This window comes from Candidatus Paceibacterota bacterium (assembly GCA_028697015.1).
Taxonomy (GTDB): domain Bacteria; phylum Patescibacteriota; class Minisyncoccia; order Minisyncoccales; family GWA2-38-27; genus JAQVFW01.
Window position 1 is genome coordinate 1 of sequence record JAQVFW010000012.1, and the last position, 21,648, is coordinate 21,648.

Here is a 21,648-nt window from a genome sequence, read left to right on the forward strand (position 1 = left end):
TTTTTTGCCTTTAAAGTTTTTTTAAGGGTTTTCTTTTTTTTCATAATTGGTTGAATATTTTTAAGAAATTATTAAAGTCATTTTTAAGTTCTTCTATTTTGTCTTCATTTTTATTTTCCTCCTCTTTTTTTATTCTCAAAGTAATGTTTTGAAGCTCTTTTTTATAGAAATCTTTTTTTATTTCTCCAAAGCACTTTTCAATTTCCCGGTCAATGCCTTCATTTATTTCTTCAAATTCTGATTTTATAAGAAGAGCTGTAATATTTTGGTTTTCTAGCATATTTATTTTCTTCGGGTCTTCTTTTAAAATCTTTAAAATATCTGACGTTTTCGGAGTTAAAAAAAGAAAATCCTCATCTTTTACAATACTTAACATTTCCGGCTTTCTTAGAAAAAGACAAATCAAGTATTCTTCTAAAATGTCCTTTTTGGTCTTTTTTTCCTTTTCATTATTATCTTTCTTATCTTCCTCTTTTTCTAAGCTAAAGTCCAGCTCTTCATTTATTTTCAAAAGTTCTTCCATGAGAGATTCAATCCTTACCTCAAGAAGTCCTGATAAGTCCTTAAGCCATAATTCCTGTTCAACTTTATTAGGAATCCTTTTTATCACCGGAAGAATTTCTTTGGATATTGATTTCTTCCCTTCAAGAGTATTTTTATCAAAAGAAGAAAGAGCCGTTTCAAAATAGAAATCTTTTATTGATTTTGCCCCCTTTACCATTTCTTCCCATTCTTTTTTGTCTTTTGCTAAAATATCTGCCGGATCAAATCCTTCTTTCATTAAAATTATCTTGATATTAAAGCCTAAGGATTGAGCTAGCCCTATTCCCCTTTTTGTTGCCGAATTTCCGGCATTATCCATATCAAAAGCAGTATGTAAATTTTCCGTATATCTTTTAATTATTTTAAGCTGAAGAGGAGTAAGGGCCGTCCCTGAAACAGCAACAACATTTTTAAAACCCGACTGGAATGCCATTATTGCATCCATATATCCTTCAACTAAAATGCAGGAATCTTTTTTCCTCATCTCAATCCCGGCATTGTTTATCCCGTATAAAGTTTGGCTTTTATCGTAAATGATAGTTGAAGGAGTATTTATATATTTTGCTCCCAATCCTTCTTTATCTTTAAAAACCCTTCCTCCAAACCCTATAACCCTGGAATTAATATCAAAAACGGGAAACATAATTCTTCCTCTGAATCTATCATAAAACTTGTTTTTTTCAGAAATTAAAGCCAAACCCGACTGCTCAATCTCTTCTCTCTTGTAACCCTTACCGATAAGATAATCAGAAAGAGCCCTCCATGAATCGGGAGAATATCCAAGACGCCATTCTTTTATGGTTTCTTCTTTTACTCCTCTTTGATTTAAATACTTTTTAACCTCAATCCCTGCATTGCTTTCCATTTGTTTTTCAAAAAAAGAGCAGGCAAACTCGCATATATCGTAAGTTTTTTGCCTTTTTGTGGAAATCTTGGGATCTTCTTTTTTTAATTCTACTCCGGCTTTGTCCGCCAGTATTTTTAAAGCGTCTTTAAATTCCACCCCTTCTATTTTCATAACAAATCCGAAAATATCTCCTCCTATTCCGCAAGAGCCAAAACAATGCCAAATCTGCTTTGAAGGAGAAACAAAAAAAGAAGGGCTTTTTTCCGAATGGAACGGACATATAGCCCTATAGTTTGCTCCTGTCTTTTGCAGTTTTATATAGCTTCCTATGACATTTACTATGTCAAGGCGGCTTTTAATTTCTTCGGTAGGAGAATTTAACATTGTATATTTTTTACATCAAAAGGGTTTTTATTATAACACAAATTTGATGATATAACAATTTTAGAAACTTTTGACAATATTAACCTCTTTTTCTTTTACGATATCGTTTTCTTTAAAAACAAACATTGCTCTGAGTAATTTTCCTTTTAAAACTTCCGGCAGCCAGAAAATATCATCCGGCCACATTTTTTTGAAGGGTATTTTTTCTACTGAAAACCACTCCGGCCTCATTTCTTCGCTTTCTCTTGGCTCTCCTTCCCAATTTTCAGAAAAATATACATGAACGGCTTGATTAAATAAAAAATTATGAGGAAAATAAAAAGAAATTTCAGCAACTTTTTCCATTTCTTTGATAAAAACATTTATTTCCTCTTTCGCTTCCCTTATTGCTGCCTGCTTAATCGTTTCTTTCTCTTCAACTTTCCCTCCGACTCCGTTGTATCTATTAATTCCAAAACCGCGCTTTTTCATAGCGAGGCAAATATCGGTTACTTCTCCTTTTGATTTTTTAACCAGAAATAAAAGAGTGGCCTTTCTTAAATCTTCCATATTTTTTTAAAAAAGACAAATTGGCGGAGGGGACAGGACTCGAACCTGCATGGGGAAAAACCCCGCCAGTTCTCCAAACTAGTGTCTTACCAATTAGACGTACCCCTCCAACAAAAATAAAGTTAGCACAAAAAAACCTATTTTGGAAGATCGGAGAAGAATCTTGAAAGATTCGGGTGTTTTACGAGAACTTTATAATTCAAAAGTTTTAAAACCATTAAAAAATCAAGAATCTCCTCCTTTGTCGTTTCTGGACCAACAAATATTTCTCCGAATTCCTTTAATAGATTTTCAGTATAATTATCAAGAATTTCCCTGTTTGCTTTCGCTTTCAGCCAATCAATTATACCTTTGAATTCTCCGTTATCAAGCCATATTCCCTTGCATAAAGAACAAACATCTATTATGACATCCGAACTTCCATACCTTACTTCATAAAGAGGAACTCTGCAGGAAGGGCACAGCCGTATTCCGGAAGAAATTCTAAATTGCGTTTCTTCATCCCAGAGATTTATATCAAGCCATCTTAATTCCCTGTCTTTATCATCCTTTGCAAGGCGAAGCTCGTCTTCTTCAAACCATAAGCCAAGGCACTTGGGACAATTATCAACTTCAATATTATGAAAAAGGCGCCCTAAAAGAGGAATATTGCACCTAGGGCATTTAAATTTGGTTTCTGTTTTTGGATTTAATTTTTCTTCTTTCATTTTATATATTCATCCCCCGTAAGGCCTTTACTCTCTTTTCAACAGGAGGATGAGTTAAGAACAAGGCATGGAAGAAGCTTTTTTTCTCTTCCCCCTTGAAAGGGTTTATTATAAAAAGATGAGAGGTGGAATTGCTCGCTTTTTTCATTATTGAAGGATTGTTTGATATCTTAATAAGAGCTTTTGCCAGTCCTTCCGGATATCTTGTAAGAAGAGCTCCTGAAGAATCAGCAAGATATTCCCTTTTTCTTGAAATTGCAAGCTTCATAAGCTGAGCGCAAAGCCCGGCAAAAAAGGCGAAAAATATCGCGGCAATAATAATAAGCCCTCCTCCTTTTTCGTCTCTTTTTGAAATTCCTCCCCAAAAAACGCTCCTTATGAAAATATCGGCAGTAAAAACAACAACTCCGAAAAGAATAACAACAATCGTCTGAAGAAGAGCATCTCTGTTTCCAATATGAGCAAGCTCATGGGCTATAACTCCCTCAAGCTCAGATCTATCAAGCACCTCAATAAGGCCCCTTGTCACCGCTATAACTCCATGTTCCGGGTTTCTTCCGGTAGCAAAGGCATTGGGCTGGTTTTCCTCTATGATATAAATTTTAGGGAGAGGAAGGCCTGCCCCGATGCAAAGATTTTCAACCAGAAGATAAAGTTCTGGATTATCATTTTTTTCAATCATCTTCGCATTTACCATTTTAAGAACAATTTTGTCCGAATACCAATAGCCGAAAAAACTTGCCAAAACGCTGTATATTAAAGCAATCCAAAGAATCAAATAACTTTCAAAAAAATAAGAAGCAATCCATCCTACTGCAATGACAAAAATGAAGAACAATGTCATGTACCCCCAAGTTTTGTAAATATTAATTTCCGACTGTTTATAAAGATTTGCCGCCATTTTTTAAAAGCTTGCTTTTACTACTTCTTTTTCTTTTTCTTCTCCTATTTCAAAAAAATCCATTTTTTTAAATCCAAACATAGAAGCGACAATATTTGAAGGAAACTTTTCTATCTTTATATTCAAATCTCTCACGTTCGTGTTATAGAATCTTCTGGCATATTGAATTTTATCTTCAGTGTCTCTCAATTCTCTTTGAAGCTCCACAAAGTTTTCCGAAGCTCTAAGCTGGGGATAATTTTCAGATACGGCAAAAAGGCTTTTAAGGGTTCCGCTTAAAAAGTTTTCCGCTTCCCCTACTTTTTTTGGATCTCCTGACTTTTCGGCCGACATTGCCATCGTTCTTGCCTTGGTGACATTTTCGAAAACCTCTTTTTCATGAGCGGCATATCCTTTTACGGTTTCAATAAGGTTAGGTATAAGATCATATCTTCTCTTCAATTGGACATCTATGTCCGACCATGCCTCTTTTGTTCTGTTCACAAGAACAACAAACCGGTTATAAATAAATACGAGAGCAAAGGCAATAAGAACGAAAATTCCGATAATAACATATGTTGTGTTCATATTTTTAATAAAATTAATTTATAAAACTTCATTTTTAAAAATTATTCCAAGGGAACATTCAAGTCCCTTTGAGAAATTACTGTTGAAAATTCCAGCAAAGGGGAATCAAAATCAGACGGCTTCATCTTTAAAATCAAATAAACAAGGGGCTGAATTCCGACATTGTCTTCTATTATCACTCCAAAATCGGTAATTTCCACGTCTGAAGAAGTAAGAGGAATTTCCTCGGGTGTTCTTCCTTCTTCGTAATCAATAAGAACTCCGCTGCTAAGGTAAAACTTTCTGCATTTAAACGTTCCGTCAAAAGATATGAACTTTATCCCCTTGGGATGGTATTCGTAGTTTTTACCGTAATTTATACAATCCGCCACTCCTGTTTCCCTTTTTGCCATTCTAAGGGCGTTGCCGATATAATCTATGGAATATCCTCCCTGGTCAAGCAAATGTTGGGCTCTAAGGGCATATCTTTGCGCTTTGATTATGGAAGAAAAAGAAGCAATCGCCCCGACGCTTACAGCGGCCAAAACCGCGGAAACAACCAGCATTTCTATTAATGAAAATCCTTTTCTCATAGCCAGTCATATAAATTTTCCTGGACATTCACCTCATAATCTTTCTCTTTTTCCGTCCAAGAAACTTTAACGGTAACCTCTATTTTACTATTTCCATCCCCAAATGCAACCTCTTCAAGAAATAATTCCCTTCTGAATCTTGTTCCTTGAATTGGATCAGCATTCAAATGGTTTGTTCTCATTTGAAGAGAGTTTTTATCCCACTCTTCTTCTCTTATCCATGCTCTGTCTCTTTCATTCCTTACTATTTCAATCCCTTCTTTGGCAAAATAATAGGCCCTAAAGGTTGAAATTGAAACGGATGTATGCTCAATCGGCTGACGCATAGCCGAAAGAGCGCCAACAACTCCTATTGATAAGACAAAAAGAGTAATAATCAGCTCTATAATTGTAACTCCTTTATTTTTCATTCTACTTGCGTAAATTCAATTCGCCCTATTTTATTCACTTTTATTGTTCTTGTTTCAGTAGGACTTTGCCAAGCATAAAAAGTAATTTCCGCTTCGGTTGACGATGCGTTTATAAACACCTCGGGTTTGGGAGGAACAAAAACAATATGAATCTTATTATCCTCCTTCGGAGTAAAATCGCTTATCTTCACTTCTGTTTCAATAATTACCTCGCTTACTATTTGGTCTCCTTCTCCATAGAGATTGTCTCCGTTACAGTCGGCAAAGATAAGATAGCTTTCATCGTTTGAGGTATCAATATATACGCCGTAACTATGGCTATACCCTTCCACATACGCCCCGTCAACCTTACAATTAAGATTTTCCTTTCCGGCCATTGTTTGAATGCTGCGAATGCTTTGAGCAAAACTATTTGCCGATCTCCAAAGAGCAAGAGAACTCTTGTCCTTTCTGTAGTTTACCATGACAGCTAACAAAATCAAACTCATAAAAAAGAATACCGCAGCCATTTCCAAAACAGTAAAGCCCTTTGATTTTTTATTTAAAAACATATTTTTAAAGCAATAAGGAAATATAATAATCTGCTATTACTTCTCCAAAAAGAAAAGCAATAACAGTTCCTATAATCAAAAAAGGTCCGAAGGGAACTTCGCTTTTAAGGTTCTTTTTCTTAATAGCGATAAGCCCTACTCCTATAATAGCCCCTATTAAAAAAGATGCAAACAAAGAAATGAGAAAATTAGGATAACCCAGAAAAAAACCGATAAAAAAAGAAAGCTTAACATCTCCAAATCCCATACCTTTTCCTCTTGTAATTAAAAAAACCGCAAGAAAAAAAAGAAAACAAGCAGTAGCTGAAAATAAGCCGTTTATAAAATTGCCGTTTAAAAAACTGTAAACAGAAGCAACTGCAACAAGAGAATAAACAGCAAAATCCGGAATTAAAAAATGCTTAAAATCATAAATAAAAACTATTATTAAAAAAGAGGAGATAATAACTAAAGACAAAAAATTAAAAATAAATCCAAAGCTCCAAATATCACTTGAAAAAGAAAGCTGATATTTAAAGATAAGCAGAAAAACTATGCCAGTTATTATTTCAACCAGAGGATATTGGAAAGATATTTTCTTTTTGCAATACCTGCATTTTCCTTTGAGAAACAAAAAACTAAGCAAGGGAAAAAGGTCTAAAAAAGACAAAACATGCCCGCATTTTGGACAATAAGACCTTCCCTTGATGCTCTCTTCTTTTTCAAGCCGGCAAATAATGCAATTTAAAAAACTTCCCACCGAAAGGCCTGATATAAAAACAAAAAATCCGATAAAAAAAATCATAAAAAAATTGTCAATCTTTTAAAAATAGCGAGGCAAAAACATCGCCCCGCTATTTTTCAAACGTTTTTCCAAATTTTAAGCTATTCTGAACAGCTTGATGAAGCTGTAAGACAAGCATTTGCCGGAGTCGAATCAACGACTTTTGCTACCCCGTCAGAACTGATACAGAATGAACCGGTAGCGTTAAGCTTTGCGGCAATGCAATAATCGTCTCCTGAAGCATAGCAAGCAACGTCATCTGCACTTTGATTAAAAGTTATATCATCAGCAAGGGTAGACAATCCTTCGCTTGATCCAAGCGTTGAAGCACCACCGCAAATGGTATCATATGCATTGCTGCTTGAATAAATTATCTCCGCTATTGGCCTTACTTGGGCAAGGGCGGCCATAATTCTAGCATCTTTTGCTCTGTTTCTTGCTCCGCTTAAAGAGACAAGAACAATAGAGGCAAGAATTGCGATTATGGCAACAACCACAAGAAGCTCTATTAGGGTAAAACCTTTTTCCTTTTTGGTGAAGATTTTCATTTTTTTGAAAGTAAGTTTTGTGAAAGGTTTTCGACCTTTTCTCTTATTATATATTTTTTATGGATGTTAATCAAGTTTTAAATTTAAAAACCCGCAACCTGGCGGGTTTTTAAATCCAAAATTAAAATATTTCTGTTATGCTCCGCAACTGGTCGAGGTTGCAGGACAAGCATCTCCCGTACTTGAACCAGGAATAGATCTTGCCACTCCGTCAGAACTAATGCAGAATGAACCTCCTGCATTAAGTCCGGCAGCAATACAATAATCGTCTCCGTACGCCTTGCATAAAATATCGCCAGAATCCTGATTTAAAGTAATATCGGCAGCTATAACCGAAAGTCCGTCAGTTGAGCCAAAAGCCGTACCGGCAGAAGTGCAAATACCATTGTATTGCCCGTCTCCCGAATAAGCTATCTCCGCTATTGGCCTTACTTGGGAAAGAGCGGATATTATCCTCGCATCCTTTGCTCTGTTTCTCGCTCCGCTTAAAGAGACAAGAACAATAGAAGCAAGGATTGCGATTATGGCAACAACCACAAGAAGCTCAATTAGGGTAAAACCTTTTTCCTTTTTGGTGAAGATTTTCATTTTTTTGAAAGTAAGTTTTGTGAAAGGTTTTCGACCTTTTCTCTTATTATATATTTTTTATGGATGTTAATCAAGTTTTAAAAAACTTAATGCTTGAATTTGAAAACCAAACAGCAAACTTATCCTATTTTTCCAAATATTTTACCTAAAATATCAATTAAGAACCGCAACTGGTTGTCGCATCCGCGCAGGATTGGGCCGTAGTTAAACTATTGGCTCTCGCTACTCCGTCAGAACTGATACAAAATGAACCAGTAGCGTTAAGCTTTGCGGCAATACAATAATCGTCTCCTGAAGCATAGCAAGCAACGTCATCTGCGCTTTGATTAAAAGTTATATCATCAGCAAGGGTAGACAATCCTTCGCTTGATCCAAGCGCTGAAGCACCACCGCAAATGGTATCATATGCATTGCTGCTTGAATAAATTATCTCCGCTATTGGCCTTACTTGGGCAAGGGCGGCCATAATTCTAGCATCCTTTGCTCTGTTTCTTGCTCCGCTTAAAGAGACAAGAACAATAGAAGCAAGGATTGCGATTATGGCAACAACCACAAGAAGCTCAATTAGGGTAAAACCTTTTTCCTTTTTGGTGAAGATTTTCATTTTTTTGAAAGTAAGTTTTGTGAAAGGTTTTCGACCTTTTCTCTTATTATATATTTTTTATGGATGTTAATCAAGAAAATTGCTTAGAAATAGCTTTTAAACCATGCTAATTGAATAAATCGGAATAAGTATCGCCGCCATCAATCCCCCAACTATAAGACCTAAAATAATAATTAAGACCGGCTCTATTATTTTAATAAAATTTGCCAATTCCCTTTCAATCTCTTCCTCGTAAAAATAAACTACGTTTTTTAAGGAAGAATCTATAGTTCCCGTTTTTTCCCCTACGACGACCATCTGATAGAAAAAAGGAGAAATTTCATTCGGGTATTGTCCAAAAGTAGAGCTAATCGGCTCTCCCTGCTTAACGCCATTTCTTGTTTTCATTAAAATATCTCTGTAAACACTGTTTCCAACAACTTCTCCGGTAACTTCAAGAGATAAGGCAATAGGAAGGCCTCCGGAAATAAGAGTTGATAAATTCAAAGCAATACGGGCAAGATAAAGCTTTTTAAGAAAATCTTTCAACATTGGAATTTTAATCACTATTTTATCAAAAAATCTTTTTCCTTTTATTGTTTTAATCCATCTTAAGAAACCATAAACCAGAAGAACAAGAAAAATCAAAATAATCCATCCTTTTGTTTTTCCAAATTCAGAACCCCAGATTACAATTCTGGTTAAAAGAGGAAGATCTCCTCCGGTTTCTTCAAGCAAAACCGCGAGTTGAGGAATGATAAAAATAACAGCAAGACCAACTACCGCTACGAAAACAAAAAGAATAAGTACAGGATAAATCATTGCTCCTATTATTTTCCTTTTAAAACTTTCTTCTTTTTCTAAATAATCGGCAAGATAAAGAAAAGCATCAACCAGTTTTCCGGAAGTTTCCCCCGATTTTACCATATTAACGTAAAAGGGAGAAAATACTCCCGGATACATTGAAAAGGCATCAGAAAGAGACGCTCCTCCTTCTATTTCCCTTGAAATTTTAAGTATTTTATCTTTAAGATTGGCACTGGTTGTTTGTTTGCTCAGTGTTTGAAATATTTCAACAAGAGGAATTCTGGATTTAAACATTATCGCAATCTGTCTTGAAAATGCCGCCACATCCTTTTTTTTGATTTTATCAAATATTTTAACTTTTCTCGCATAAAAAGGAATCTTTGCTTCTTCAACAAAAGTGACATAAAAACCGCGGTCCTTTAAAATTTTAAAAACGGATTCTCTATCCATTGCCTCTACCGTTCCGACTTTTATTTCTCCCAATTCAGTTCTTGCTTGATAATTAAATTTCATAAAATAATCATTATTTAAACTTTTAAGAAAGCATGCTTCTTAATTCATTCGGGTTTTGCGAATAATTTAAAGCGACATCAAGGTCAATCTCCTTTGCTTTTATCAAATTAGCAAGAGATCTGTTTTGAGAAATCATTCCGGATTCCATTGATGTTTCTATTACTAAAGGAATTTCATGTATCTTATTCTCTCTTATTAAATTTGCCGTAGCAGGCGTATTTATCATTATTTCGCAAACCGGAATAAGACCGCCTTTTAAGCAAGGAACAAGACGCTGGGAAATTACAGCAATAAGAGATCCTGACAACTGAGCCCTTATTTGATTTTGCTGGTCAGATGGAAAAGAATCAACTATTCTGTGAATCGTTTGAAAAGCAGAATTTGTGTGAAGCGTGGCAAAAACAAGATGTCCGGTTTCAGCAGCCGTAATTGCAGTGGCCATTGTTTCATTGTCCCTCATTTCCCCTATCATAATAACATCAGGGTCCTGCCTGAAGGACGCCTTAAGGGCTTCTTTAAAACCCACAGCGTCTCTTCCTACTTCTCTTTGATTTATAATCGATCCGTTTTCTTCAAGAGTATATTCTATCGGATCTTCAATTGTTATAATATGCTCTGACCTTGTAGTGCTGATTTCATTTAACATGGAGGCAAGAGTAGTTGACTTTCCTTGGCTTGAAGGCCCGGTAACAAGAATAAAACCCTGGGGATGACGTATAAAGTCATGCAGTATTTTCGGAAGTTTCAACTGTTCAATAGTAGGCACTTTGCTTGAAATAAGGCGAAGAGCGCAAGCAACGGTTCTTTCTTGAAAAAAAGCATTCACTCTGAATCTTGCGTTCTTTTTAAAATCATAAGAAAAATCAATCTGTCTGTCCCTTAAGAATGCTTCTTTTCTTTCTTTTCCCATAAGCTCAAAAGCAAAATCAGATGCTTCTTCCTCGCTTATTTTCCTGGTCTTTTTAAGAAAAATAAGGTTTCCGGCAACGCGCAAAGCAGGATAATTATCAGGAGTAATATGGAGATCAGATGCTCCTGCGTCAATTGCAATTTCCAATAGTTCTTTTAATAAAGATGATTGTTCCATCAGCGTTTCAAGGTTTCTTTTATTTCTTCTATGATATCGCTTGGAGTGTAATGAGCTTTAACAAGATGTTTTACAACTCCAAGTTTGGTTCCTTTATCAATCTCTGTTTCTTTATTCAAATTAGAAAGAACAAGAACCTTTGACCCTTGCGGACCTTCTTCCTTCCTTATTTTTTCAAGCGCTTCCCATCCGCTTATTCCGGGCAGAATAATATCAAGAAGAATAAGGTCTGGCTTTTGCTCTTTTGCTTTTTTTACCGCTTCTTCTCCGCTAAAGGCAAGTTCAACTGAAAAACCTGCTTCTTTTAATTTAATAGAATATATGTTTGACAAAAAAGAGTCGTCTTCCACTAGTAATATTTTTTTCATAATTGTTTTCAATTTTTAATATTTTGTATTTTATCAGCTTTCTTCGGTTGTTCTTAAAACCTCTTCAATCGTCGTAACTCCCTCAATAGCTTTAATAAATCCGTCTTGGCGCATTGTAACCATTCCTTGCCTGTAAGATTCTTTTTTAATAGCTGTCTCGGAAGGATTTTTAAGAACAATTTCTTTGATTTCGTCTGTTATTTCCAAAATTTCATACAATCCTATTCTGCCCGAATAGCCGATTTTTCTGCATCTTGCGCAGCCAACCGCTTCATAAACGACTATCTCCGAAGAAATCTTATTTTCTTCCTTTACAGCTGCAGGAAGGCTTTCAAGATCTTTTTTAACAATTTCTTCCAATTTTGAGTTAAGTTTTGTCTTCTTCTTACAATAAGGGCAAAGCTTTCTGACTAATCTTTGAGCAATAGCTATCTTCAAAGTCGGCGGGATAAGAAATTGTTTTACTCCCATATCAATAAGCCTGGGGATAACTCCAAAGCTGTTTGAAGTGTGGAGAGTAGATAAAACTATGTGCCCTGTGAGGGCGGCATGAACGGCAAGAGAAGCAGTTTCTTTGTCTCTGATTTCTCCAACCATAATGACATCCGGGTCCTGGCGAAGTATGTGCCTTAATCCGTTTACAAAGTTATACCCTATTTCCGGCTTCACTTGTGATTGATTTACTCCTTCCATAAAATATTCGACAGGATCCTCAAGAGTAACAACGTTTTTTTCTTCCTTATTCAAAAGTCCAAGAGCTACATAAAGGGTAGTTGTTTTTCCCGACCCTGTAGGCCCTGTTGAAAGTATCATCCCAAAGGGCTTAATTAACATTTTTTTAATCAATTCAAGATTTCTTCCTGTAAGTCCCAGAGATTCAAAATCAATTTTTCTCTGGCTTGAATCAAGAATTCTGATAACCGCTTTTTCTCCAAAAGAAGTTGGCAATGTAGATACACGGAAATCAACATCATTGCCGCTTATTTTAGCGGAAAAACGGCCATCTTGGGGAATTCTCGTTTCATCTATCTTCAAGCTGCAAAGAATCTTAATTCTTGAGATTATAGCGGCATGAATTTTAAGAGGAAGAAACAAGCTTGGATAAAGAATGCCGTCAAGACGAAATCTTACTCTTACTCTTTCCTTTCCCGGCTCAATATGAACATCCGAAGCTTTTCCGTCAACGGCATGACGAAGAACAACGGCAACCACCTTTGAAATGGGAGCTTCTTCCACTATTCCTTCTATTTGCTTCCCTTTTTCTTCTGTTTCCGTTATCTTTTTTCTTACATCTTCTTCAAGCTCTTCAAGGGCCTTGCCCACTTCCTGTTTTAGCGTCCTGTATTTTCTTAAAATCTTTTCAAACTCGCTCGGAAGAATCAAAAAAACATTATAATTTACCTTGCTTTGCCTTGCTAAAAATTCAAGAGCTTCTCTTGCTTTCAAATCTTCAGGATAAACCATACCGACATCAAGATAATTATTCTCTCTTGAAAGAGAAATCATTTTATAATAACGGGCTGATTCTTCAGGAATTATCTCAAGCGTCTTTAGCTCTATGTTCTCAGAAGATATTGTTTTTAAAGGAATTCTTAATATTTCGCTTTTCAGCTGGAAAAGAAAATCTTCAGAAACAATTTCTTTTTCCAAAATAACATCCTCTTCGGTTCTCTCTGAAGATTTAGATTCATTTTCTATAAAAGCCGCTTCGCTTTTGTCAATTATTCCTTTTTTTACCAGTTCTTTTGTAATATTCATATCTTTTTAAGGCAGGGGTATTTCTTCTTCAAGATCAATATTAAAAAGGTCTATAAAGTCGCTTTCTGTTTCACTTTCATAAGAAATAAAGGGATTTCCCCTTCCTCTTCTCTCAACTCCGGAAAGCGGTTCTATTCTTTCAAAAGGCCTCATATCCCTTGCTCTTTCTAAAAGTTCAAAATCAATATCAACTTCCTTTACAATAGGACTCTCTGATTGTTCATAGATATAAACTCCTCTTCTTACAAAAAACTCTACTGAAAAAAGAACAACCATGACAAAAAAAAGAACAGCAAGAGAAATTAAAAGATATTTTTGCCTTCTTTTTTCTTTTTGAAAAATAATTGCCATAATTCTAAAGTTAAAAATTTATTAACTGCCGGTTCCGTAAGAATAAACTCCAAGCGTTAATCCAAATTGGAAGAAACCATCTTCATTGGCAGAACCCATTGAAATAGAGTCAACGCTGACAATTCTTGAATTTCTGTAAAGAGTGGAAAGAAAACTCTTAAAAGAACTGTAAGTTCCGACAACGGTGACTGAAAATGTTGTTTTTTCCAGATTTGAACCAACTTCAACGACAAAGGGCTTTCCTATTGAGATGCCCTGAAGAATAATTCCGCTGTTTGCAATTTCCTGTTTTATAAAATTATAGAATTCAGGAACAACAAGATCTCCTTGAGGAATTGCCGATTCGATTTTTTTAAGCTCGGTTTGATATCCAAACAATCTGTCTTGCGCTACTTTCAAAGAAACAGAATATTCTTTTTCTCTTTCTATCTGCCTTTCTTTTATTCTTAAATCCGCTTCCAATCTTTGAAAATCGTTGTAATAGGGTACTAGAAAAACAGGAACAGCCAAAATAGTTAAGATTATAATTGCCGGACCTATATAAAATTTAATGTTTATCATTTTAATGTTTGCGGATCAATGGAAAAAGAAAGTGAAAAAGAAACTCCATTATCAATTGCCTGGATTCCGGAAACATTCACTCCCCTTAATCCTGGAATATTTTTTAAAATCATAATTTGCTGGCCTAAAGAAGTAAAATCCCTGGCCATTCCCGAGAGATTTGCTTTACCCGTTTCAACTTCAAAATTGAAAGCCGGGAACCAAACATAGGGATGGGAAAGATTTTCAACAACCGAAAAAACCCTTACGACATTTTTATGCTCTTCAAAAACTTTTTTAAAATCCGCAATATTCTTTTTATGCCTTAAAACCTCATCTTCAATTTCTTTTCTTTCGCTTAAAATGGCTCCTATTTGGGAATTTTTTTCACTTATTTCTTCTTTTATATTCCTTGAAGAAATAAAAAGATATCCGTAAGCTCCTAAAAAAAGAATTAAAAGAAAAAAAGAAAGGAAAAGAACAATTGAATTGCTTTCTTTTTTTTCTTTTCTTTTTTGAGTGATTTCTATAGCCATATTTTTTTATTAATATTTTTTATACGGCGCAAAACATTTTTTAGATATTTTTATTTCCTTAGTTCTTTTATAGCAACTCCAATCGGAATAGCAAGGGACATTTTTCTTTTTTGGCTAAGATTTCCCAAAGAAGAAGGAAAAGAAATATTTTTAAAAGGATCTGCGTTTTCAATTTCTTTTCCAAGCTGACTTTTAAGATATTCTGCAAGCCCCGGCAAAAGAGCGGAAGATCCAAAAATAATGATTTTTTCAACTTTTTTCCCTTCTTTTTTAAAATAGTCCCTGAAAACTTTTTTAATTTCTTCCAGTGCAGAATCAACAACCGGAAGCAACAACTCTTTCGTTTTTCCATCTTTTCTTATTCCTTCCTCTCTTTTCGCTTTTTCTGCTTCATTATACCCTATATTAAGAGACCTGACTAGAGTATTTGTAAATTCAGTACCTCCAGTCCTAAAACTGTGGCTCATTTTTAAAACCCCTTTTTCCACAATATTGCAGGTTGTGCTTTTAGCTCCGAAATCTATAAGCCCTATAATTTCTTTTTCATCTTCTTGTCCTATTAAAGCCCTAGTTAGGCCGAATACTTCCGGCTCTATGGTTTTAAGGCGTAATCCTGCCAAATTGGCAATTTCGCGATAATAATGAATAATGTTGTTTGGAACGGCAACTACCAAAATCTTAAGAGGAGTTTTTGAAGGTTCTCCCTCGGTAATCATCCAATCGAGAGTAATTTCAGAAAGAGGGAGAGGTATGTGAGGCCTCACCTCATATTCAACGGCCTGGATAATTTCATCCCTTGCCATAGTGGGAAGATTAAATGCAACATAAAAACTAAAAAAATCAGGAACGGCAATACTTGCATCCTTTGTATTTATCTTGGCTGCTTTGCATATTTTTACCAAAATATCAGCGGTTTCTTTTTCCGGAGCTAAAAACTTTTCACCTGCTTCTGAAAAACTATCGGGTATTTCAAGTGGTGCTTCTCCATAATTCTCAAGCCATATTTTTTTTCCCCTGCGACCAAGTTCAACCACTCTTAAAGAAGAAGTCCCCATATCTATCCCAAGAAATTTTTTCGGCTTAATTTTAAATATTTTTCTAAATAATCCCATTGCAAAATTTTTATTTCTTTTTTCATTTTCCCATAAAACAAAAAAAAGTCAATTATACTTAATGCGTTTTTATGCTCTGTATAATTCCAAGGGAAAGAAAAAGCGATATTAAAGAAGATCCTCCATAGCTTACAAAAGGAAGAGGTATCCCGACAACAGGCAAAATTCCCAAATTCATCCCTATATTCACAAAAAATTGAGCCATCAAAAGAACCGCCAGTCCGGCGCTAAAAAGACGAGAAAAATTGGACTTTGAGTAGAAAACAATTTTAAAAAGTTCTCTTATTAAGAGCAAAAAAATAAAAAAGAGAGCAAAAGACCCTAAAAAACCCATCTCTTCTGCAATAGCGGCAAAAATAAAATCAGTATGGGGCTCTGATAAAAATCCGTACTGCGTCTGAGAACCCATTAAAACCCCTTGTCCGAAAATCCCGCCAGAACCTATTGCTATCTTTGACTGAATTTGGCTCCATCCAGCTCCCAAAGGATCTTCTTGAGGAGAAATGAAATTTATAATCCTGCTTTTCTGATAATCCTTCAAAAAGAATGACCATCCTATTCCAAAAATAATAAGGCCTATTAAAATAATGGTTATAAAATAACGAAGCTTTATTCCTGAAAAAAGAAGGACTCCTAGCCAAAGGAAAATAAGAATGACGGCAGAGCCCATATCAGGCCTGAAAAAAACAAAAATAGAAGGAATAAGAACATAAATTCCCGAAAAGAAAATATGCCTTAATTTATACATTTCAGCATGCCTCATTGAAAAGTACTTTGCAAAAAGAATAATAAGAATAATTTTTCCAACCTCAAGGGGGTCAAAAGAAAGATCACCGATTTTATACCATCTTTTTGCTCCTTTTATCTCCGGAGCAAAGAAAAAAAGTCCGATAAGAGAAATTATAAAAAGAAAATATAAAAAAAGAATAATATAAGAATTTTCTTTAAAAACTCTCCAATCAAAAAAACTTACAACTGTCATTAGCATAAGCCCAGTAGTCAAAAAAACAGCTTGTTTTAAAAAATTAGAAGAATCTCCCTGACTTGAATAAATTGAAATCATTCCCAACAGAGAAAGAGAAACGGCAAAAAAAACAATCCTCCAATTAAATTTTTTCAAATGTCTCAAGAACATAATTTTAAAAAATCATTTTCTTTAATAATTTTAATCTCCTTTTCTTTCGCTCTTTTTAATTTTGATCCTGGATTATCCCCTAAAACAAGATAATCAATATTCTCCGAGACAGAGCTTGAAACTTTTCCGCCAAGCATTCTTACTTTTTCCTTGGCTTTTTCCCTTGTTATTGAATTAAGCTCGCCGGTGAAAACAAAGCTTTTTCCTTTCAATTTTTCACTTTTTGTTTCTTTAATATTTGATATTTCAACAACTTTTTTTAATTTTTCCAAATATTTCCTATTTTTTATGTCAGAAAACCATTTATAAATGAAAGAAGACACAACAGGGCCTATGTTCCCTATTGCTTCCAGTTCTTCTTTTGCGCTATCTTCAAGCGCTTTTATACTTTTAAAATTATTTGCCAAATCCCTTGCCGTTTCCTCTCCAACTCCTCTTATCCCCAAAGCATAAATAAAACGATCAAGAGTAATTTTTCTTTTTGATTTTATTGATGAAATAATATTCTCTGCCGACTTATCGGCAAACCTCTCAAGAGGAACTAAGTCCTCTTTCTTTAAATCAAACAAATCAGCAGGATCAAGAACAAGTTTTTTTTCAATAAGACGGTCAATTATTTTAGGCCCGAGACCGTCTATATTAAAGGCCTTTTTTGAAACAAAATGGTAAAAACTTCTTTTGAAAATAGCATAGCAATTTCTATTCGGACAGTAATAAAGAGCTTTTTCTTTTTTTGTTTTTTTGCCGCAAACAGGGCAAAATTCGGGCATTTTAAACTCTTTTTCCTTCCCCGTCCGCAGTTCCAAGAACGGCTTTACTATATCGGGAATAACATCTCCCGCTCTTTCAACAATGACCGTATCTCCAATTTTCAAATTAAGCCGTCTTATTTCATCTTCATTATGGAGAGTTGCCTTTGAAACAATAACTCCCCCTATTTTAACCGGCTTTAAAACGGCAACTGGAGTCAGTGCTCCCGTACGTCCAACTTGAATCCTGATGTCTTCGATTATGCTAACTGCTTGAACTCCGGGAAATTTAAAAGCAATCGCTCCCCTTGATGCTTTTCCAACACTGCCAAGCTTATTGAATATTTCATTTTTGTTTATAATAACAACCACTCCGTCAATTTCATAAGAAAGCGCCTCTCTTTTCTTCTGCGCATCTTCATAAAAATTATAAACCTCCTCAAGGTTTCTGCAGTACCTATTATGAGAACTGACTCTAAATCCCATTTCTTTTAATTTCTCATGTTTTTCTTTATGAGTTCCATTTGGAAGACCAATAAGATCATAGGTGAAAAAATCAAGATTTCTTGAAGAAGTAATCTTCGAATCAAGCTGGCGAATCGAACCGGCTGCCAAATTTCTAGGGCTTGCATAAAGAGGCAGATCTCTTTTTTTTCTTTCCTTATTCGCTTTTATAAATTCTTCAGAGGACAAAAAGACCTCTCCCCGAACAACCGTCTTTTTTTCTTCTGTTTTTATTTTTAAAGGAATTGCCTCTATTGTTCTAAGATTTTGAGTAACATCTTCTCCTATTATCCCGTCTCCCCGAGTTGAGCCAATCTTTAAAAGCCCTTCTTCGTATAAAAGTTCGACTGCAAGGCCGTCTATTTTTAATTCGCAATAAAAATCAATTCTTTTTTTTTCTTCTTCATCAAGAAGCTTGGAAATTCTTTCAACCCAGCTGTTTACATCTTCCTTTGAAAAAGCATCGTTTAAAGAAAACATCTTTTCAAAATGCTTTACTTTTTTAAACTTTTCAAGAGGTTTTCCTCCCACTCTCTGGGTCGGAGAATCGGGAGTGATAAGTTGAGGGAACTTCTGCTCAAGGTCAAAAAGTTCTTTCTTTAAAGAATCAAGAGCGGCATCTGAAATCTCCTGCCTGTCAAAAACATGATAAAGGCGCCTATGGTAGTTTATAATCTCAATAAGCTTTTTTATGCGCTTTTTAGCTTCCTCTTTTTTCATTTCTTTTTAAAAGAATCAATAAATTTTGATTTCAAGAGTTTTTTTCGTTCCGTCAAAAGATCCTGTTGAATAAATGCAAAATCTGCTGGCATCGCAATTTTCATCGTATTTTGGGCTTCCATTGTCAATTACCGGACAATTTTCAGCCGGTTCATAAACAAAATCGCATCCTGCCCCAGGAGTGCAGCAATAAATATGAACAGTGTATTCCGAACCGCTATCAAGCTCTTCTTCATAAATATGCTCAATATTTCCTTCTGTTTTAAAGACCTCAAAAAGCGCTCTTTCCGCCCCTGTTTCAGCGGCATAAAAAATATTAACGGACTTGCCGACTTCTTTTATCATTTTATGCTGAGAAAGAAGCATTGCCGAAAGGCCGAAAATTACGGCAAGAATAATTGATATAAGAAGAATTGATAAAAAAAGGGAAAATCCTTTTTCTGAATTTTTTTTCATAAAAATAAGATATTAAAATTTGTAAAAGAGAATCAGTTTGTTTTTTAATTTACTCCTTTCTCCTTTCCTATATAATAATGGAAAAATGCTCTCCTGTGAATAGCAGTGCATATTTGGGGTTGACACAAAAGTTTCTATTTCTATAATAGTGGTGAAATAAAAAAAGGGGCAATTCCAAGACAAAGGGAAAGCTTCCAAAGGTCGCTAAATTTTAAAAATTAAAACAACATGGAAAAAGACGTATTAAAATCCTTCCTCATGGAAGAAGAAAGCTGGCAAGATGAACTTCCTGAAGAAGATCTTGAAGAGGATATAGAAACAGGAGAAGAAGAGGAGGAGGAAGAAGAAGAGGAAGAATTGTAAAGTAAAATAGGATTTGAAAATAAAACCCCGCCAATTTTTATGATAATCACATTAAACTGGCGGGTTTTTTATTAAAAATTCGGAACAATATAAGTAACAACGTACCAAATAGATAAAATAATCAAAATAATAACTGTAATAATATCGATAAATTTTTTCATTTTTAAAATAGTTAGCTATCTTTTTGCTGTCATTTTCAAATTATAGCAGAATTAAAAAAAGAAACCAATAAGGTTTCTTCCTTTAATGGGGGGGTAAAACTCAATAAACTTGGCTCGGTCCTCGAGGCCGAACTCGGACATCGTCCGGCAATATTGTTTAACCTCCTTTACTAAATTTCACTGTCCTTTTGAGAATATTTTTAATATCTCTCACCCCCGCTTACAATTCTAGTTAAAGAAAAGAAAATGTCAAGACAAAACGACATTAAAAAAACGGAGGAATCTCTCTCCATGTAGGAGATAGAATAAGCCCAACTCTCGGCTCTCTTGAATATAAGCAACCATACTGGTCTTCGTCTTCAACAAGAAGGCCTATACTAGTTCTTTTTTCTTCAATAAATGTTGTTGTAGCGACAGAACCGTTAACAGAAGAAGGGTCCGCATTGTCAAATGTCCAAGAATAAGTAGAACAATTAACATCATAACACCAGCCGGTAAAAGTAAAAGTAATTTCTGTTTCAATGTCTAACTTTTCAGGCGATTGGCTGTATCTTACATAAGGAAAAGGATGAGAGGCCGTTGTAAATGTAAGATTATTAGTATCAAGATTAAATCCGTCAGGATTGCAATCTCCCTTATCGCCAAAAGAAAGAGGCATATTAGTACCTCCTACTAAAGCACATTGACTGTCAATGCTTTCATCATAATCTATCCAATCTTCTCCGTCTCCGTAATTTTGAACCCTCGGCTTGTAATTTTTTCCAAATCCAATTTCCCCTCCAATCCCGTAGCCATAAATAGGATCTTCTTTAACGTAAACAAGAGTGCTGGTCGAATTGAGGTTTTCTTTGTTAATTATTAAAGTATCATCTTCCCATATCTGAAAGATATATTCCTTCTGAGGATCAAGGCCCGCCCATGAAAAAAGTATTTCACCTTCTCCCATAGAGTAGCAATAAGATTGGAATTCCACAATTAATTTTCTATCGGAATCAGGATAAAAGCCGTTTGGTTCGGGCATATCCGGCTCTTCTTCAGGATCAGGTCCGGGCTCTTCTTCGGGATCTTCCGGATCGGGATCGTCTTCATATCCGTAGCCCCCGTATCCTTCGGCAAAAACTCCTCCTTCTCCCCCCTGAAAAATACTCCTTATCATTTTAACTCCTTCTTCTCCGAATATTCCAAAAAAAAGGAAAACAAAAAGAAAAGCGACAAAAGCAACAATGAGAAGTTTTGCTAAAAGATTAATTTTCCGCTTCATAAGATTAAGCTATAAATTCAGCTTTCTTCATTCTATCAATTCTATAATATCTTGTAAAGTTCCAAATTGCTTATATACAATCTAAACAGCCCTTCCAAGAGTAAATCCCCATATCTCTTCTATCCCCGCCTTTTTTAAAACTCTGGCACACTCTTTTATCGTTTCTCCGGAAAATAAAAAATCATCGATTAAAACGGCTTTTTTAAATTCCTTTAAATCTTCTTTTACAACATAGAAATTATCTTTTCTCCATTCTGATAAATCAGCTCTTTTTTTAAGAAAAGGAAGGGGAGTTTTATTGAAAATCTTTCCAAATTTTTTTGCAATAATTTCCGACTGATTAAATCCCCTTTCTTTTTCTTTTTTACTCTTTATAGGAACATAAAAAATATGGAAATCTTCAATTAACAGAAAAGACAAAAAATACTTGAATCTTCTGTTTTGCTCCAAAGACAAAGCATAAAAAGCCCTTTCTGTAAGTTCGGTTATAACATCAAATATTCCGCTATCTTTGGCACTGCAAATGCCCATCTTTATAATCCCGTCATAATCCCAAATACTTACAAGGCCGTCTATCCCATATCTTCTTTTGCATTCTTTATGAGTTTCTCCAAAAAAACTTGGCTTTTTGCAAATAGGACAAATCAAAAAGTTTTCTGAGATAAAAATCTCGCATTCTTTGCAGATATAACTTCCTTCCTTTTTGCAATTTAA

General features: G+C 35.0%; 26 protein-coding genes and 1 tRNA gene. 1 reads left to right on the forward strand and 26 read right to left on the reverse strand.

Annotated elements, in window-relative coordinates; genetic code table 11:
- Window positions 1-40 precede the first annotated feature (40 nt).
- The 24 genes from dnaG to PHH50_03380 form a co-directional block, all read right to left on the reverse strand.
- Entirely contained in the window at window positions 41-1,774 is a 1,734-nt protein-coding gene (gene dnaG / locus PHH50_03265; protein MDD3729305.1) for a DNA primase, read from the reverse strand.
- Window positions 1,775-1,834: 60 nt separating this feature from the next.
- Entirely contained in the window at window positions 1,835-2,323 is a 489-nt protein-coding gene (locus PHH50_03270; GenBank protein MDD3729306.1) for an 8-oxo-dGTP diphosphatase, read from the reverse strand.
- A 21-nt stretch (window positions 2,324-2,344) separates the two neighbouring features.
- A tRNA-Ser gene (locus tag PHH50_03275) sits at window positions 2,345-2,432 on the reverse strand.
- Between the two features lie 28 nt (window positions 2,433-2,460).
- Window positions 2,461-3,030, reverse strand: a complete 570-nt coding sequence (locus PHH50_03280) for a zf-TFIIB domain-containing protein (protein MDD3729307.1) — start codon at window positions 3,028-3,030, stop codon at window positions 2,461-2,463.
- A gap of 1 nt (window position 3,031) precedes the next feature.
- Entirely contained in the window at window positions 3,032-3,931 is a 900-nt protein-coding gene (locus PHH50_03285; protein MDD3729308.1) for a M48 family metallopeptidase, read from the reverse strand.
- Window positions 3,932-3,934: 3 nt separating this feature from the next.
- A complete protein-coding gene (locus tag PHH50_03290; protein ID MDD3729309.1) occupies window positions 3,935-4,498 on the reverse strand; it encodes a LemA family protein in 564 nt (187 codons plus the stop codon).
- A 41-nt stretch (window positions 4,499-4,539) separates the two neighbouring features.
- On the reverse strand, window positions 4,540-5,070 hold the full coding sequence (locus tag PHH50_03295) for a type II secretion system protein (GenBank protein ID MDD3729310.1): 531 nt from the start codon (window positions 5,068-5,070) through the stop codon (window positions 4,540-4,542).
- Window positions 5,067-5,480 (reverse strand): prepilin-type N-terminal cleavage/methylation domain-containing protein, encoded by a 414-nt coding sequence (locus tag PHH50_03300; protein ID MDD3729311.1) that lies wholly within the window; start codon window positions 5,478-5,480, stop codon window positions 5,067-5,069. The genes PHH50_03295 and PHH50_03300 overlap by 4 nt, the downstream gene beginning before the upstream one ends.
- Window positions 5,477-6,031 (reverse strand): hypothetical protein, encoded by a 555-nt coding sequence (locus PHH50_03305; protein ID MDD3729312.1) that lies wholly within the window; start codon window positions 6,029-6,031, stop codon window positions 5,477-5,479. The genes PHH50_03300 and PHH50_03305 overlap by 4 nt, the downstream gene beginning before the upstream one ends.
- Before the next feature lie 4 nt (window positions 6,032-6,035).
- A complete protein-coding gene (locus tag PHH50_03310; GenBank protein ID MDD3729313.1) occupies window positions 6,036-6,815 on the reverse strand; it encodes a prepilin peptidase in 780 nt (259 codons plus the stop codon).
- 80 nt (window positions 6,816-6,895) lie between these two features.
- Window positions 6,896-7,342 (reverse strand): type II secretion system protein, encoded by a 447-nt coding sequence (locus PHH50_03315; protein MDD3729314.1) that lies wholly within the window; start codon window positions 7,340-7,342, stop codon window positions 6,896-6,898.
- 135 nt (window positions 7,343-7,477) lie between these two features.
- On the reverse strand, window positions 7,478-7,930 hold the full coding sequence (locus tag PHH50_03320) for a type II secretion system protein (GenBank protein ID MDD3729315.1): 453 nt from the start codon (window positions 7,928-7,930) through the stop codon (window positions 7,478-7,480).
- Window positions 7,931-8,087: 157 nt separating this feature from the next.
- Complete coding sequence (locus PHH50_03325) at window positions 8,088-8,534, reverse strand: type II secretion system protein (protein MDD3729316.1); 447 nt, start codon at window positions 8,532-8,534, stop codon at window positions 8,088-8,090.
- 96 nt (window positions 8,535-8,630) lie between these two features.
- Window positions 8,631-9,833, reverse strand: coding sequence for a type II secretion system F family protein (locus tag PHH50_03330; protein ID MDD3729317.1), 1,203 nt, complete (start codon window positions 9,831-9,833; stop codon window positions 8,631-8,633).
- A 22-nt stretch (window positions 9,834-9,855) separates the two neighbouring features.
- Window positions 9,856-10,920 carry a PilT/PilU family type 4a pilus ATPase gene (locus PHH50_03335; protein MDD3729318.1) on the reverse strand — a complete coding sequence of 355 codons (1,065 nt, stop codon included), beginning with the start codon at window positions 10,918-10,920 and terminating at the stop codon, window positions 9,856-9,858.
- Window positions 10,920-11,288, reverse strand: coding sequence for a response regulator (locus PHH50_03340; GenBank protein MDD3729319.1), 369 nt, complete (start codon window positions 11,286-11,288; stop codon window positions 10,920-10,922). Before PHH50_03340 ends, PHH50_03335 begins: the two co-directional genes overlap by 1 nt.
- A gap of 33 nt (window positions 11,289-11,321) precedes the next feature.
- Complete coding sequence (locus PHH50_03345; protein ID MDD3729320.1) at window positions 11,322-13,046, reverse strand: GspE/PulE family protein; 1,725 nt, start codon at window positions 13,044-13,046, stop codon at window positions 11,322-11,324.
- Window positions 13,047-13,052: 6 nt separating this feature from the next.
- The gene (locus PHH50_03350) at window positions 13,053-13,397 is read right to left on the reverse strand and encodes a hypothetical protein (protein MDD3729321.1); all 345 of its coding nucleotides are present in this window, start codon (window positions 13,395-13,397) and stop codon (window positions 13,053-13,055) included.
- A gap of 21 nt (window positions 13,398-13,418) precedes the next feature.
- On the reverse strand, window positions 13,419-13,958 hold the full coding sequence (pilO, locus tag PHH50_03355; GenBank protein ID MDD3729322.1) for a type 4a pilus biogenesis protein PilO: 540 nt from the start codon (window positions 13,956-13,958) through the stop codon (window positions 13,419-13,421).
- On the reverse strand, window positions 13,955-14,473 hold the full coding sequence (locus PHH50_03360; GenBank protein ID MDD3729323.1) for a hypothetical protein: 519 nt from the start codon (window positions 14,471-14,473) through the stop codon (window positions 13,955-13,957). The genes pilO and PHH50_03360 overlap by 4 nt, the downstream gene beginning before the upstream one ends.
- Window positions 14,474-14,523: 50 nt before the next feature.
- On the reverse strand, window positions 14,524-15,585 hold the full coding sequence (gene pilM, locus PHH50_03365; protein MDD3729324.1) for a type IV pilus assembly protein PilM: 1,062 nt from the start codon (window positions 15,583-15,585) through the stop codon (window positions 14,524-14,526).
- Between the two features lie 58 nt (window positions 15,586-15,643).
- Window positions 15,644-16,720, reverse strand: coding sequence for a rod shape-determining protein RodA (gene rodA / locus PHH50_03370; GenBank protein ID MDD3729325.1), 1,077 nt, complete (start codon window positions 16,718-16,720; stop codon window positions 15,644-15,646).
- Window positions 16,711-18,693, reverse strand: coding sequence for an NAD-dependent DNA ligase LigA (gene ligA, locus PHH50_03375; protein ID MDD3729326.1), 1,983 nt, complete (start codon window positions 18,691-18,693; stop codon window positions 16,711-16,713). The genes rodA and ligA overlap by 10 nt, the downstream gene beginning before the upstream one ends.
- Window positions 18,694-18,708: 15 nt before the next feature.
- Entirely contained in the window at window positions 18,709-19,149 is a 441-nt protein-coding gene (locus PHH50_03380) for a hypothetical protein (protein ID MDD3729327.1), read from the reverse strand.
- A gap of 228 nt (window positions 19,150-19,377) precedes the next feature.
- Between PHH50_03380 and PHH50_03385 the strand changes: the two genes are divergently transcribed.
- Entirely contained in the window at window positions 19,378-19,512 is a 135-nt protein-coding gene (locus PHH50_03385; protein ID MDD3729328.1) for a hypothetical protein, read from the forward strand.
- Between the two features lie 426 nt (window positions 19,513-19,938).
- Here the strand turns inward: PHH50_03385 and PHH50_03390 are convergent, their stop codons facing one another.
- Window positions 19,939-20,934: a hypothetical protein gene (locus PHH50_03390; protein ID MDD3729329.1), complete on the reverse strand. Its 996-nt coding sequence runs from the start codon at window positions 20,932-20,934 to the stop codon at window positions 19,939-19,941.
- Window positions 20,935-21,015: 81 nt separating this feature from the next.
- Window positions 21,016-21,648: hypothetical protein (locus PHH50_03395; protein MDD3729330.1), on the reverse strand; the 633-nt coding region annotated here is incomplete at its 5' end.